The following is a 12,657-nucleotide window of genomic DNA, read 5'->3' as shown; positions in this document are numbered from 1 at the left end:
TCCGGACTCAGGTTCGACCGGCTCGCCCCGGCGGACCTGGCGCTGGCCATGTCGCACGTGAACTCCGAGCCCCGCGGCGCGCTCGGCTTCTCGACGCCCGCCAGGGCCTTCAGGGCGATGCTCGGGGAGGACGCGGCGGCGCTGCTGGACGCCTACGGCGTGGAGGACGTGGCGCTCGGCGATCTCGACCTGACGCCGGGGCTCATCGAGAGGGCGCGCGCCGAGAGGGGCGATGCCCCGCTGGCCTAGGCTAGAAGGAAAAACGGAATAGACGGACCGACCGTCCGGCTGAGTCTGGGAAGAGGTGCCGGGCGGCGGGCGGAGCATGGCCACCGGACCTATCGAAACACATCTCCACCGTTCCTTCAACTGGGAAAACGGCGCCCCCGGACCCCAGGAGGGGCCGCGGGGGCGTTCAGCTAACTGCGGGAACGGCCTATCCGCTCAAAGTGTTCGGCTGAGATCGGAAATCAACCATTCGCTCCTTGATGCATCCTTGTGCACATTGCCTTCTCGGTTTCGAAACTTTAGAAATAATCGAGTTTCGAAACCGAGAAGGAGTGGATTATGGCTTGGGTAGACCGCAATACGTATCGACTCCACCGTGTTGGAGAGGCTGGCCGAGTACATGATGGACAACTCCGGCAACCTCAACTCGCCCAACAACATCGCCAACGTCCTCGACGCCAACAGGGTTCCCACCAACCACGTCACCGTCGGGCGCTATATCTCGTACCTCCGCGACGCTTTCGCCTTCTATGAGGCGAAGCGCTACGACATCAAGGGGAAGAAGTACATCACTAACCGAAGAGGACTCCTCACCGAATTCCCTTGAGATCGGTCGGCATTATCGAGCGTGGGCGTTCTCGTAGACTTCTTTGATCTCTTCCGGCAAATTGTCGGGAATCAGCGCCTCCAGCCTATCCTCGCTGCCATCTTGAATCGCTTGCTCGTAGTACCAGCATTTGAACTTCAACATGTCCAGGGCACGGTTCATCTTCGCGATCTCCGACTCCATGTGGGCCTTCCGCTCCTCGAACATGGCCTTGCGCTGGGGGTATGTTGATGGACCTTCTGCACACCATTCCATGAACAGACGGATGTCCTTGATCTCCATTCCCGCCTTCTTCAGGCATTCGATGACCCGAAGCGCCTCGAGTTCCGTATCGCCGAATCGGCGAATGCCGGACGTCCGCTCCAGCCCCGGGAACAATCCCTGCTTGTCGTAATACCGCAGCGTTGAGGCGGGCAAGCCGAACATTTCCGCCACCTGTCCGATTGTGTACATGGCCCCTCCGAATAAATCTCGAATACATTCCTTGACCTAAAGTCAGGTTTAGGTATTACCTTCATTCTCGTCAATACAAATCGGTAGCGCAAGGGGTGGTCCGTAATGGGCAAAACGGTTTTCGCCGGCGGCGTGAACGGCGTGGGCGAAATCGCCGGGCATCCCGCTCTTGACCGGGCGCGACGAATGGGCATGGGAGTCTAGGCGCGGCTTAGTTGCGCGGAAGCAGTTTTGCACTCAAAACCATCGACAGGAGGAATCAAACATGACGATTAAGCAGACGGCGGGCAGGGATGCCCTGGGGGACTTTGCCCCCAAATTTGCACAGCTCAATGACGATGTGCTGTTCGGCGAGGTGTGGAGCCGAGAAGACGGGCTTTCCCTTCGAGACCGCAGCGTGGTGACGGTGGTGGCCCTGATGGCGCAGGGACTGACGGACTCTTCGTTCCAATACCATCTGATGTCCGCAAGGAACAATGGCGTGACTAGGACGGAGATAGCGGAAATCCTTACGCACGCGGCGTTTTATGCGGGATGGCCCAAGGCATGGGCGGCCTTCCGCATGGCGAAGGAGGTCTGGGCGGACGAGGGCGACGGCACCGACGCAAAGGCCCGACACCAAAACGAGATGGCTTTTCCCATCGGTGCCCCCAACGACGCATTTGCGAAGTACTTTATCGGGCAAAGCTACCTCGCGCCCCTTTCCACCGAGCAGGTCGGCGTCTACAACGTGACGTTCGAGCCCGGCTGCCGCAACAACTGGCACGTCCATCACGCCAAAAGCGGTGGCGGACAGATCCTCGTCTGCGTGGCCGGTCGAGGGTTTTACCAGGAATGGGGCAAATCGGCACAGGAACTGCGCCCTGGCGACGTGGTCAACATCGCCCCGGGTGTGAAACATTGGCACGGTGCGGCGCCCGACAGCTGGTTCTCCCATCTCGCAGTGGAGGTTCCGGGCGAGGAGGCCTCCAACGAGTGGTTGGAGCCCGTGGACGACGAGCAATACCTTAAAGCGACTGACAAGGAGGCTTAGGCATGGAGCAGTTGAAACTGACGCGGGAATGGGACAAGGTGTTCCCCAAAAACGACAAGGTTGAGCACAGCAAGGCGACCTTCCACAACCGCTACGGCATCACGCTGGCTGCCGACGTGTACGTGCCTAAGAACGCGGAAGGCAAGCTGCCCGCCATCGCCGTCAGCGGCCCGTTTGGCGCGGTGAAGGAGCAGTCCTCCGGTCTGTACGCGCAGAAAATGGCGGAGCTGGGCTTTTTCGCAATTGCCTTTGACCCGTCCTATACCGGCGAGAGCGGCGGTACGCCCCGCTATGTGGCATCCCCGGACATCAACACCGAGGACTTCTGCGCAGCGGTGGATTTCCTCTCCGTGCAGGAAAGCGTTGACCCGGAGCGTATCGGCATTATCGGTATCTGCGGTTGGGGCGGCATGGCAGTCAATGCGGCGGCCATCGACACCCGTATCAAAGCTACCGCGGCTATGACCATGTACGATATGACCCGCGTGACCGCAAACGGCTATTTTGACGCCGAGGATTCCGAGCAGGCGCGCTTTGAAAAGCGGAAAGCGTTGAACGTGCAGCGCACCGAGGACTATAAAAACGACGGCTATGCGCTGGCGGGCGGCGTGGTCGATCCGCTACCGGAGGACGCGCCGCAGTTTGTAGCGGACTATTACGCCTACTACAAAACTCCGCGAGGCTACCATCCCCGCAGCCTGAACTCCAACGGTGGTTGGAATGTGACGTCCTCGCTGCCGTTCCTGAATATGCCGATTTTGCAATACAGCAGCGAAATTCGCTCTGCGGTATTGCTGGTGCATGGCGAGAAAGCACACTCCCGCTATTTCAGCGAAACCGCGTACACCAAGCTGACGGGGGACAACAAGGAATTGCTCATTATCCCCGGTGCCAGCCACACCGACCTCTACGATCAGATGGACGTCATTCCGTTTGGAAAGCTGAAAGCGTTCTTTGAGGAGTATTTGAAATAAGACGCACCTTGCTTTTTACTTATTAACGGTCATGCATTTAGCGAGGACGGTTTGCGGCAAGACGCCTCGCCGCGCTACTAGTCGTCGGCCCGCGCCGCCGAGAACAAGGCACCCAAGTCTGCCTGGATCGCCTCTGCCTTGCTTCCAAGCTGCAGCGGAGCCGAATCGCCCGAGATGTTCACGCTCAGCAGGTGCGCATCCGGCAGCTTTGCGGTCATGCTCCAGAACGGGAGTGTAATGATGCCGGGGGTCATCTCGCCCACGCCGAGCTCCAGCAACAGCACGCGGCTACTACCGCGCTCGCGCACGAAGCGCTCGTATCGTTCGAGACTCTCGCGCCATACCGTGCCCAGCAAAAACGTGTCGTCTCGCACCCACGGCACAAGCTGCCAGCCGCAGTGCGGGCATCGGGGGACATCATCGCTGCGGATCTCGAAGCCCGCACTGCCCACGTGGTTGTAATGATTGGCGTGAAGGCGGCCGTTGGAAAGAAACTCATTTCCGTGGGGAAGAAACTTCTCGGTGAGTAAAGCTCATCGGAGCGGGGATAGAGCTTTGTCTGCGGGGTACGAAATGCTGGCTAGCGGTTGCGACGCCTTGTTGCGGAAATGCCAACTGCTGCAATTACGCCACCGGCAACACTCAGGGCGGCTGCCATCGCACCGTTGTCGCCCGTCGCGGGCAAGGTGGTCCCGGCTGGTTTAACCGCCGCTACTGCCTTAGTGGAAACGGGATTTGCCGCGGGCTTGTCTGCCTTGGGCTGCGGTGTGGGCTCGGGCTTGGTTTCCGGTTCGGGTTTGACCTCTGGGCTCGGTTTAACACTTGGATCGGGTTTGGAACCGCTCGTATCGGTTGCAATCAAGTGCACGTCGCTGTCGAAGACGTAGCGGATGTAGTAATCGTGCCGCGTTTCGTGCATTATCCCCTGCCCGCTGTCGAAGTCACGGTCAACGTGTGTGCTAAGGTGAGTTGAGCTGATGAGGTTCAGCCTGTAAGGGATTTGGTCGTCGGCGTAGCCGCCTGTAAAGACTGCGGTTGCTCTAACGTGATTGTCGATCATGGTCAGGGCAATAGAGACGCTGGCCTCTTTGGGGTTCTCGGTTTTTATAAGGCCTTCGGTATCGGTGTCAATCTTGAAGAGAAGGACGGTGTCGTTAAGCCCGTAGATGAAGTCTTCGGGTTTGTCGGGGAAATCGTATACAAACGCCTCATTCTGGACCAACATGAAGGCAGGAGGGAGCTCCAGGTCATAGTTATGGTCGACAACGGTGGTAGCTGTGAGGCTGCCTTCCGCGTTGGCTTCGTCGCAGGTAATGGGTGCTGCGACATCGGTTTCGGGCATTTCTGTCGCCAGTGCTGCGCAGGGTAGCAAAAGCAGTCCTGCCACAAGAATGCTTACTCCGAAGGCGGCGATTCTGGCGTCTGCATGACGCTTGACGTCGCGGATAGACAGGCCAGTCCGTTTGTTATGGGTCTGCGGTGCAACATGCTGTCCATACATAAGACGCTCCTTGTTCGTAGGCCGGTTTCCGCGGATCTATATTGCGCCTGGCCGATGCGGCTAGGCTCTTTCACGCGAACGCTTATGCGAGCAGGGAGAAAGCTCAAGCTAATTTTCTCACAGTCGATACTTTGCGAGCAACGATTTGCTGTTCAATTCTCGGAGAGAGAATCAAGGTGGCCGAGGAGTTATCAGGCAATGAGATTGTGTCTAGAGAACACGAACGAGAGATGCGATCTACAGACGACTGAATAGCTCCATCCGTTTTGGTTACAACGAAATGTATGCCGCGCGCCTGCGGCATGAAGAAGGGAGATTCTTATGAATATCGTTGTATTGAGCGGTAGCCCGCGCAAGGGCGCCAATACCGACACCATGGTCGAGGCGTTTGCTGAGACCGCGCGTGAGGGTGGCCATACGGTCGAGGTCATCCGCGTTGCCAGTAAGAAAATCGCTGGTTGTCTGGGGTGTCAGTATTGCTTCGCCCACGAGGGCACTTGCGTGCAGAAGGATGACATGGCCAACGTGATCGAGTCGCTGAAAGACGCCGACATGGTTGTCTTCGCTTCGCCTATCTACTGGTTTGATATCACTGCGCAGGAGAAAGCCGCCATTGACCGCCTGTACGCCTTCGGTGCCACGGGTTTCCCGTTCACCAAGACGGCCCTTTTGCTCGATAGCCACAGCGAGGGCGTCTATGATGCGGCGATCGCTATGTACAAGTCAACCTGCGCGTACTGCAAATGGGAGGACCAGGGCATTGTCACCGTTAGCGGTATGACCGAGCGCGACAGCATGGCATCGTCGCCCAAGTTGGAAGAGGTGCGAGAGCTCGCTCGCAAGCTGGCCTAAGGGCAAGAAGAACACATGGCAATCGGTTGTATCGCGAGTATATGAATAGGGGTGTATTCCCTCAAGTACCGTATAGAACAATTTTTAAACGCAGAAAAATAACTGAAAACAAATTAATCCGCGTTAAAATATTGTTAAACAGAAATTCATGAGGGAAGGTTGCGTATGCGTCGCAAGGCAGACGAGCTCCTTAGGGAATGGCGAGACAAGGCTGATAGAAAACCTTTGCTGGTCAAAGGCGTGCGCCAGTGTGGCAAGACCTATCTGCTCAGAACGTACGCCCAGGATCTTTTCGAATCGGTTGTCTACGTTAATCTTGAGAACGACCGGTCGGCACGAGCAGATTTTTCGGGCGGTCTTGACCCTCATTCGATCGTACGCGCGATCGAGGCTCGTACGGGACAGCGTATCGTGCCTGGCAAAACCTTACTGTTCATTGACGAGATCCAGGCATGCGAGGAAGCGCTCACTTCCCTTAAATACTTTTGCGAAGATGCTCCCGAGTATTACGTTGCGGCTGCTGGGTCGCTTCTTGGGGTTGCCATTAACCATCAGTCGTATTCGTTCCCCGTTGGAAAGACCGACTTGATTGAGATGACTCCGCTCGATTTCGAGGAGTTTCTCTGGGCGATGGGGCACGATCAGCTGGTCGACGAGATACGCTCGTCATTCGAGTCAATGGGACCTCTTGCGCCAAGCCTTCATGAAAAGGCGCTTGGGCTCTATCGACAGTATCTTGTTGTTGGCGGAATGCCCGAGGCGGTCCAAACGTACATCGATGATCAGTCAATCATTGATGTGGCCGAAAAGCATCGGATTATTCTCGACGGATATTCCGCCGACACCAATAAATATGCTGATGAACGCTTGAGCGCAAAGACGCGTGCGTGCTTCGATTCCATTCCACAGCAGCTTGCCAAAGAGAATCGTAAATTTCAATACAAGGTAGTGCGAGCGGGGGGCAATGCGTCTCTCTTTGGAAATGCTCTCGACTGGCTTGTATTGTCGGGTACGGTGGCGCGCTGCAGCCTAGTCGGGCAGATCGAAAGCCCGTTAGAGGCCTTCGTTAACCCTTCTGCTTTTAAAATCTATCAGGCGGATACGGGGCTGCTCGTCTCCAAGGCCGGCGCTCAACGCGCCGATATTCTTGCCGGCATCGGCGGCACATTCATGGGTGCACTTACCGAAAACTACGTTGCCCAACAGCTTTCAGCCATGGGCTATCCGCTGCATTATTGGGCGCGAGATAATCGTGCGGAAATCGACTTTGTAGTAGAGAAGCAGGGATGCTTGTCTGCGATTGAAGTCAAGGCGGGGGAGAACACAAGATCTCGAAGCCTGTCCTCACTTAAAAAGACCCATCCGGGCGTGCGCCTTATCAGGCTATCGACTAAGCCCTTTGGAATGAATGATGGACTTATGTCTGTTCCACTTTATGCGGCATTTTGTCTATAGGGATGATGCTGCTGTAATGCATGGGGCCCGGAGCGCGGCATTTACTGCGCTCCGGGCCCCGTTGGTTTGTGGCTTGGACCAGTTCGACTGCTGTCGTCCTAGTCAAACAGGCTCGGCATGTCGTTTTCTTTCATAAGGGCACCGGCGGAGGGGAGGCTCTGCGCGGTGAACTTCTCGGCCGAGACGCCGGCGCCAAGGATCTCCTCGGTCGTGCCGACGGTGGTGACCGAGCGACCCTTCTTGGCTGTAAAGGCCTGGACGCCCTGCGTGTTGGTGGTCGTCTTGGTCTTGAGCAGCGACGTGTTGAAGTTCATCAAACGATAGTCGCTCGAGACCAGCGCGATGTCACGATCTGTGTTGAGCACCTGGGCATACAGCAGCTTGCTGCCACCGTAGATGGCGTTCTTGAGGCGTTTGCGGTTGGTCTTGGTGACGTATCCAGAAAGTGCGACGCGCACCACGCGGCCGTTCTCAAAGACAAACAGCACGTCGGCCTTGTAGTCCTCGGGGTCGATGACCCAGATGACACTCTCGTCGGGTTCCATCTCAAGATCGGTCGGCAGGTACGAGCCCAGCTGGGCCGACTTGGTGTCCTCAAAAGCCGCAACCTTGCACTTGTACACCTGGCTCTTGTTGGTAAAGACCAGCAGCTCGTGGGTGTTGGAGGATGGGAACTCGATAAAGGGCTTATCGCCGTCCTTGTACTTGAGCGTGGTGGCCTTCTTGAGTACGCGGTCCGTCATCTTCTTAAGGTAGCCATCGCGCGAGAGCATGATGGTGACCGGGTACTCCTCGACCTCGGGCTCCAGGCTTACCTCGATGACCTCATGGGGCTCAATCCTGCCCGTGCGGCGCGGCATCACATATTTCTTGTTGACTGCTGCCAGCTCATCGCTGATGACCTTCTTGATGTTGTCTTCGCTCGAGAGAATCTCCTCAAGCTCGGCAATCTCACCCTCGAGCTTGGCGATGTCCTTGGTGCGGTTGAGGATGTACTCCTCGTTGATGTTGCGGAGCTTAAGTTCGGCAACAAACTCGGCCTGGGTCTCGTCGATGTCGAAACCCTTCATAAGGTTGGGCACGACTTCGGCTTCGAGCTTGGTGCCGCGGATGATGGCGATGGCCTTGTCGATGTCGAGCAAGATCGCCTCGAGGCCGTGCAGCAGGTGCAGGCGCTCGGACTTCTTGCCCAGGTCATAGTTAATGCGGCGACGTGTGGACTCAATACGCCACTTGACCCACTCGTGCAGGATCTGGCGCACGCCCATTACACGGGGATAGCCATCGACGAGCACGTTGAAGTTGCACGAGAACGAATCCTGTAGCGTGGTCGAGCGATAGAGCTTGGCCATGAGCTTGTCGGGGTCGACGCCGCGCTTAAGGTCGATGGCGATGCGCAGACCCGAAAGGTCGGTTTCGTCGCGGATGTCGGCGATCTCCTTGACCTTGCCTTCCTTGGAGAGCTTGACGATGCGTTCGATGATGACATCGGTCTTGGTGGTGTAGGGGATCTCGTAGACCTCGATAATGCGCTCTTCGGGAATCCAACGCCAGCGGGAGCGGATCTGGAAGCTGCCCAGGCCGGTCTCAATAATCTTCTCCATCTCCTCGCGGCGGTAGATGATCTCGCCGCCGGTCGAGAAGTCGGGCATGGGCATGTACTCGAGCAGGTCGCAGTCGGGATCCTGCAGGTAGTGCATCGTGGCGGTGCAGACCTCGTTGAGGTTGAAGCCGCAGATGTCGGACGCCATGGCGACGCCGATGCCCTTGTTGGCCGAGACAAGGATGTTGGGGAACGTGGTGGGCAGCAAACGCGGCTCCTTCATGGCGCCGTCGTAGCTGTCGACAAAGTCGACCGGGTCCTTGTCAATGTCCTTGAAGATCTCGGCGCTGATGGGGGAGAGCTTGGCCTCGGTGTAACGCGAGGCGGCGTAGCTCAGGTCGCCCGAATAGTATTTGCCAAAGTTGCCCTTCGACTCCACGAAGGGGGCAAGCAGCGCCTCGTTGCCGGTGGCCAGACGCACCATCGTCTCGTAGATCGCGGCGTCGCCGTGCGGGTTGAGCTTCATGGTCTGGCCCACGATGTTGGCGCTTTTTTGGCGCTCGCCCTTGAGCAGACCCATCTTGTACATGGTGTAGAGCAGCTTGCGATGCGAGGGCTTAAAGCCGTCAATCTCGGGGAACGCACGCGAGACGTTGACGCTCATGGCGTAGGGCATGTAGTTGACTTCGAGCGTCTGCGTGATCGGCTGATCGGTGACCTCGGAGTGCAGGCCGATGACGTTCTCGGCGTTGACCTGCTTTTTCTTGGGCTGGTTCTTCGTCTTCTTCTTTGCCACGATTTCCTCTTGAACTTCTTATGGGCCGTCGTTATCGATTTGCTGCTACTGCAGGTCCAGCTGGTCCAGATATTCCTTGCCGTGCTCGGAGATATGGCGCTTGCGGCCTGCCTCGTCGTTGCCCAGCAAAAGGTTGAACATGGTTTCCATCTTGGTGACGTCCTCGGGCTCCACCTTGATCAGGCGACGCGTCTCGGGGTTCATGGTGGTGAGCCACATCATGTCCGGATCGTTTTCACCAAGACCCTTGGAGCGGTTGATCGAGCACTTCTGGTCGCCGATCTCTTTGAGGATGCCGTTCTTCTCGAGCTCGGTGTAGGCAAAGTAGGTCTTCTCTTTGCAGTTGATCTCGTAGAGCGGCGACTCGGCGATATACACGTAACCCTCGTCGATAAGCGTGGGCACCAGGCGATAGAGCATGGTGAGCACGAGCGTGCGGATGTGATAACCGTCGACGTCGGCATCCGTACAGATGATGACTTTGTTCCAGTTGAGGTTGTCCAGGTCAAAGGCGCCGAGGTTCTTGATGCGCTTGTCTTTGATCTCCACGCCGCAGCCCAGCACGCGCATGAGGTCCATGATGATGTCGGACTTAAAGATGCGCGGGTAGTCCTCCTTCAGGCAGTTGAGGATCTTGCCACGGACGGGCATAACGCCCTGGAACTCGGCATCGCGCGACGTGCGGATGGCGCCTGCTGCCGAGTCACCCTCTACGATGTAGATCTCGCGGCGGCTCTTGTCCTTGGAGCGGCAGTCGATGAACTTCTGCACGCGGTTGGCCATGTCGGTCTTCTGCTGCAGGTTGGTTTTGATGCTCTGGCGCGTCTTCTCGGCGTTCTCGCGCGAACGCTTGTTGATGAGCACCTGCTCCATGATCTTGTTGGCAGCGTCTTTGTTCTCGATCAGATAGGTCGAGAGGCGCTCCTTAAAGAATGCCGTCATGGCCTGCTGGATAAAGCGGTTATTGATGGCCTTCTTGGTCTGGTTCTCGTAGGACGTTTGGGTGGAGAAGCAGTTGGTCACCAGCACCAGACAGTCCTGGACGTCCTGCCACTTAATGCCGCTCTCGTTTTTGTTGTACTTGCCCTGTTGCTTGATGTAGGCATCGATGGCGCTGGTGAGGGCGCTGCGGGCAGCCTTCTCGGGCGAGCCGCCGTTCTCGAGCCAGGAGGAGTTGTGGTAGTACTCCTGCATCGTGAAGGTGCGCGAGAAGCACATGCACGCGGTGATCTTTACGTTGTAATCGGGCAGGTCCTCGCGATCGCGACCGCGACGGTCGGCCTCGATAAAGAAGGGCTCGGTGAGGTAGTCGGTACCGACCTTCTCGAGCACATAGTCCTCGATGCCCTTGGGATAGCAGAAGTCCTCTTCGGAGAACTCGCCGTCGTCGCCCTCGATACGCAGGCGGAAGGTCACGTTGGCGTTGACCACGGCCTGGCGGCGCATGGTCTCGCGATACCACTCGTGGGGGATGCTGATCGAGGTAAAGACCTCAAGATCGGGGCGCCACTTGATGGTGGTGCCGGTACGGTCCTCATTGCTGGGCTCAATCTCGAGTGCCTTCTTCTTGGCGCCGACAACCTTGCCCTTCTTAAAGTGCAGGGAGTATTTGTTGCCGTCGCGCCAAACCGTGACATCCATGTACTCGGAGGCATACTGGGTCGCGCACGAACCCAAGCCGTTGGTACCGAGCGAGAAGTCGTAGTCGCCGCCCTGGTTGTTATTGTATTTGCCGCCGGCGTAGAGCTCGCAAAAGACGAGCTCCCAGTTAAAGCGCTTCTCGGAAGGGTTCCAGTCGAGCGGGCAGCCGCGGCCGTTGTCCTCTACCTGAATGGAGCCATCGCGAAAGGCGGTAAGGGTGATGAGCTTGCCGTAGCCCTGGCGCGCCTCGTCAACGGCGTTGGACAGGATCTCGAAGGCAGCGTGTGCACAGCCATCGAGTCCGTCCGAGCCAAAGATGACGGCGGGGCGCAGACGTACGCGTTCCTCGTCCTTGAGCTGGCGGATACTGTCGTTACCATAGTTTGCGGTGTTTTTTGCCATACTCGCTTTCTCGGTGCTCCTTTGCTGCGTTTTAGTCATATAGATAGTCAAGGTAGCATAGCCCAGCCCACAGACGATTCCAACCAACACGAAATCCATCGAACAATCGTTCGGAGTTCGATGGAGATTCGTTTACTCGGACAAAACCGAGTCGGTTCTGTCCGAGTAAGTTTGAATAGTGAACCGAAGTTGTAATGTCCGCATGGTGATGACAGACATGGTTTCCATAATGACAGATATAGTTGACATTGTCTGATATATGCAATATATTTCTGTCATGTTGCAACGGATATCTGTCCATTACTACGAAAGGAACTCCATGCCGGGCAAAAGGAACCTACGCATGAAGGCGGCGCGCGCGGCGGTTGGCCTTTCGCAAGCTGGCTTGGCCGAGGCCGTGGGCGTTACGCGCCAGACCATCGGCCTTATCGAGGCGGGCGGCTACAACCCCACGCTCAACTTGTGTGTGGCAATCTGTAAAGCGCTGCGCGTTACGTTGAACGACTTGTTTTGGGAAGACAAAATCGATGCCGGCCCTAACGCTCTTTAGGAGTCCACTATGAAATTTGAAGATTTAAAACTCGTGCAAAAGTGGCGTGAATATGCCGGCCCAAAGGATGAGCGCCTGGAAGCTGAGAGCGCAAAAATCTACAAGATTGGTTTCGTGCTGCTTTCGTTTGGCATGTTGATGATCTTTTTCTACCAGTTTATAGCTCGACAGGTTGCGTGGGTTCACAGCGACGCCAGTGAAATGCCGCATGGCTTTGCAACGCCGTTCGAGGCAGCCATGTATTTGTGGCTCGTTCTCGTGATGTTGATTTGCGCAGGACTGCAAACGCGGAAGGGCTATGTCGATACCAATCGTTTTGGGCAAACCGAGCATCTTCCTGTTGGATAATTCCTGCTTGTCAGCTGCCTTAGCGGCACCGCGTTCGCGCTTGTTATTGCTGCAATGCGCTGTATCGCTGAGGCACAGATCGTACCGCTCGAAAGCGTCTTTTGGTTGGCGAACCTGGCCACGGGCGTGTTCTGCGGTGCGACGATTTTCGCGGCCACGTTTGCCGTCCTGTGCGCAACGTTTTTCACGGCGAAAAAGCGTCGCGCCAAGCTCGAGGCAGAACTCGACTCCTCTGACGATATCTAATGCGTAATGGGCTGGCTCTGGGTATCCA

13 protein-coding genes and 1 pseudogene are annotated in these 12,657 nt (G+C 56.9%); 9 read left to right on the top strand and 5 right to left on the bottom strand.

Annotated elements, in window-relative coordinates; translation table 11 throughout:
• Together AAAX77_RS04740 and AAAX77_RS04735 are read left to right on the top strand one after the other, a co-directional pair.
• A pseudogene (locus AAAX77_RS04740) lies at positions 1 to 249 on the top strand (IS30 family transposase); the annotation flags it as partial.
• Between the two features lie 355 nt (positions 250 to 604).
• Entirely contained in the window at positions 605 to 835 is a 231-nt protein-coding gene (locus tag AAAX77_RS04735) for an ATP-binding protein (protein ID WP_198019899.1), read from the top strand.
• A gap of 12 nt (positions 836 to 847) precedes the next feature.
• On the opposite strand, the gene AAAX77_RS04730 is transcribed toward AAAX77_RS04735, so the two are convergent.
• Positions 848 to 1,288 (bottom strand): MerR family transcriptional regulator, encoded by a 441-nt coding sequence (locus AAAX77_RS04730; protein WP_349105024.1) that lies wholly within the window; start codon positions 1,286 to 1,288, stop codon positions 848 to 850.
• Positions 1,289 to 1,553: 265 nt separating this feature from the next.
• Between AAAX77_RS04730 and AAAX77_RS04725 the strand changes: the two genes are divergently transcribed.
• Together AAAX77_RS04725 and AAAX77_RS04720 are read left to right on the top strand one after the other, a co-directional pair.
• On the top strand, positions 1,554 to 2,321 hold the full coding sequence (locus tag AAAX77_RS04725; protein ID WP_260698985.1) for a carboxymuconolactone decarboxylase family protein: 768 nt from the start codon (positions 1,554 to 1,556) through the stop codon (positions 2,319 to 2,321).
• Positions 2,322 to 2,323: 2 nt separating this feature from the next.
• On the top strand, positions 2,324 to 3,295 hold the full coding sequence (locus AAAX77_RS04720) for an alpha/beta hydrolase (RefSeq protein WP_349105022.1): 972 nt from the start codon (positions 2,324 to 2,326) through the stop codon (positions 3,293 to 3,295).
• A gap of 77 nt (positions 3,296 to 3,372) precedes the next feature.
• On the opposite strand, the gene AAAX77_RS04715 is transcribed toward AAAX77_RS04720, so the two are convergent.
• Positions 3,373 to 3,747: a hypothetical protein gene (locus AAAX77_RS04715; protein WP_349105020.1), complete on the bottom strand. Its 375-nt coding sequence runs from the start codon at positions 3,745 to 3,747 to the stop codon at positions 3,373 to 3,375.
• 128 nt (positions 3,748 to 3,875) lie between these two features.
• Positions 3,876 to 4,796, bottom strand: a complete 921-nt coding sequence (locus AAAX77_RS04710; protein WP_349105019.1) for an LPXTG cell wall anchor domain-containing protein — start codon at positions 4,794 to 4,796, stop codon at positions 3,876 to 3,878.
• A 321-nt stretch (positions 4,797 to 5,117) separates the two neighbouring features.
• Here AAAX77_RS04710 and AAAX77_RS04705 point away from each other — a divergent pair, with 321 nt between their 5' ends.
• Both AAAX77_RS04705 and AAAX77_RS04700 read left to right on the top strand, forming a co-directional pair.
• Positions 5,118 to 5,648 carry a flavodoxin family protein gene (locus tag AAAX77_RS04705; protein ID WP_349105018.1) on the top strand — a complete coding sequence of 177 codons (531 nt, stop codon included), beginning with the start codon at positions 5,118 to 5,120 and terminating at the stop codon, positions 5,646 to 5,648.
• Between the two features lie 165 nt (positions 5,649 to 5,813).
• Positions 5,814 to 7,103 (top strand): ATP-binding protein, encoded by a 1,290-nt coding sequence (locus AAAX77_RS04700; RefSeq protein WP_349105016.1) that lies wholly within the window; start codon positions 5,814 to 5,816, stop codon positions 7,101 to 7,103.
• A gap of 98 nt (positions 7,104 to 7,201) precedes the next feature.
• On the opposite strand, the gene AAAX77_RS04695 is transcribed toward AAAX77_RS04700, so the two are convergent.
• Together AAAX77_RS04695 and AAAX77_RS04690 are read right to left on the bottom strand one after the other, a co-directional pair.
• Positions 7,202 to 9,442 (bottom strand): DNA gyrase subunit A, encoded by a 2,241-nt coding sequence (locus AAAX77_RS04695; RefSeq protein WP_349105015.1) that lies wholly within the window; start codon positions 9,440 to 9,442, stop codon positions 7,202 to 7,204.
• Between the two features lie 45 nt (positions 9,443 to 9,487).
• Positions 9,488 to 11,485 (bottom strand): toprim domain-containing protein, encoded by a 1,998-nt coding sequence (locus AAAX77_RS04690; RefSeq protein ID WP_349105014.1) that lies wholly within the window; start codon positions 11,483 to 11,485, stop codon positions 9,488 to 9,490.
• A gap of 319 nt (positions 11,486 to 11,804) precedes the next feature.
• Between AAAX77_RS04690 and AAAX77_RS04685 the strand changes: the two genes are divergently transcribed.
• The 3 genes from AAAX77_RS04685 (at position 11,805) to AAAX77_RS04675 (ending at position 12,629) form a co-directional block, all read left to right on the top strand.
• The gene (locus tag AAAX77_RS04685; protein WP_349105013.1) at positions 11,805 to 12,035 is read left to right on the top strand and encodes a helix-turn-helix transcriptional regulator; all 231 of its coding nucleotides are present in this window, start codon (positions 11,805 to 11,807) and stop codon (positions 12,033 to 12,035) included.
• Positions 12,036 to 12,044: 9 nt separating this feature from the next.
• Entirely contained in the window at positions 12,045 to 12,383 is a 339-nt protein-coding gene (locus tag AAAX77_RS04680) for a hypothetical protein (protein ID WP_349105011.1), read from the top strand.
• Positions 12,384 to 12,488: 105 nt separating this feature from the next.
• Entirely contained in the window at positions 12,489 to 12,629 is a 141-nt protein-coding gene (locus AAAX77_RS04675; protein WP_349105009.1) for a hypothetical protein, read from the top strand.
• Positions 12,630 to 12,657 lie beyond the last annotated feature (28 nt).

It is taken from the genome of Collinsella sp. CLA-ER-H6, from assembly GCF_040092305.1.
In the GTDB taxonomy this organism is placed as follows: Bacteria; Actinomycetota; Coriobacteriia; order Coriobacteriales; family Coriobacteriaceae; genus Collinsella.
Note: the sequence above shows the minus strand (reverse complement) of the source record. Positions and strands in the feature narration are given on the sequence as shown.

Coding starts and splice junctions, on each gene's coding strand:
- AAAX77_RS04690 (WP_349105014.1), bottom strand. CDS start 11,485: ATGGCAAAAAACACCGCAAACTATGGTAACGACAGTATCCGCCAGCTC.
- AAAX77_RS04720 (WP_349105022.1), top strand. CDS start 2,324: ATGGAGCAGTTGAAACTGACGCGGGAATGGGACAAGGTGTTCCCCAAA.
- AAAX77_RS04680 (WP_349105011.1), top strand. CDS start 12,045: ATGAAATTTGAAGATTTAAAACTCGTGCAAAAGTGGCGTGAATATGCC.
- AAAX77_RS04725 (WP_260698985.1), top strand. CDS start 1,554: ATGACGATTAAGCAGACGGCGGGCAGGGATGCCCTGGGGGACTTTGCC.
- AAAX77_RS04730 (WP_349105024.1), bottom strand. CDS start 1,288: ATGTACACAATCGGACAGGTGGCGGAAATGTTCGGCTTGCCCGCCTCA.
- AAAX77_RS04705 (WP_349105018.1), top strand. CDS start 5,118: ATGAATATCGTTGTATTGAGCGGTAGCCCGCGCAAGGGCGCCAATACC.
- AAAX77_RS04710 (WP_349105019.1), bottom strand. CDS start 4,796: ATGTATGGACAGCATGTTGCACCGCAGACCCATAACAAACGGACTGGC.
- AAAX77_RS04685 (WP_349105013.1), top strand. CDS start 11,805: ATGCCGGGCAAAAGGAACCTACGCATGAAGGCGGCGCGCGCGGCGGTT.
- AAAX77_RS04700 (WP_349105016.1), top strand. CDS start 5,814: ATGCGTCGCAAGGCAGACGAGCTCCTTAGGGAATGGCGAGACAAGGCT.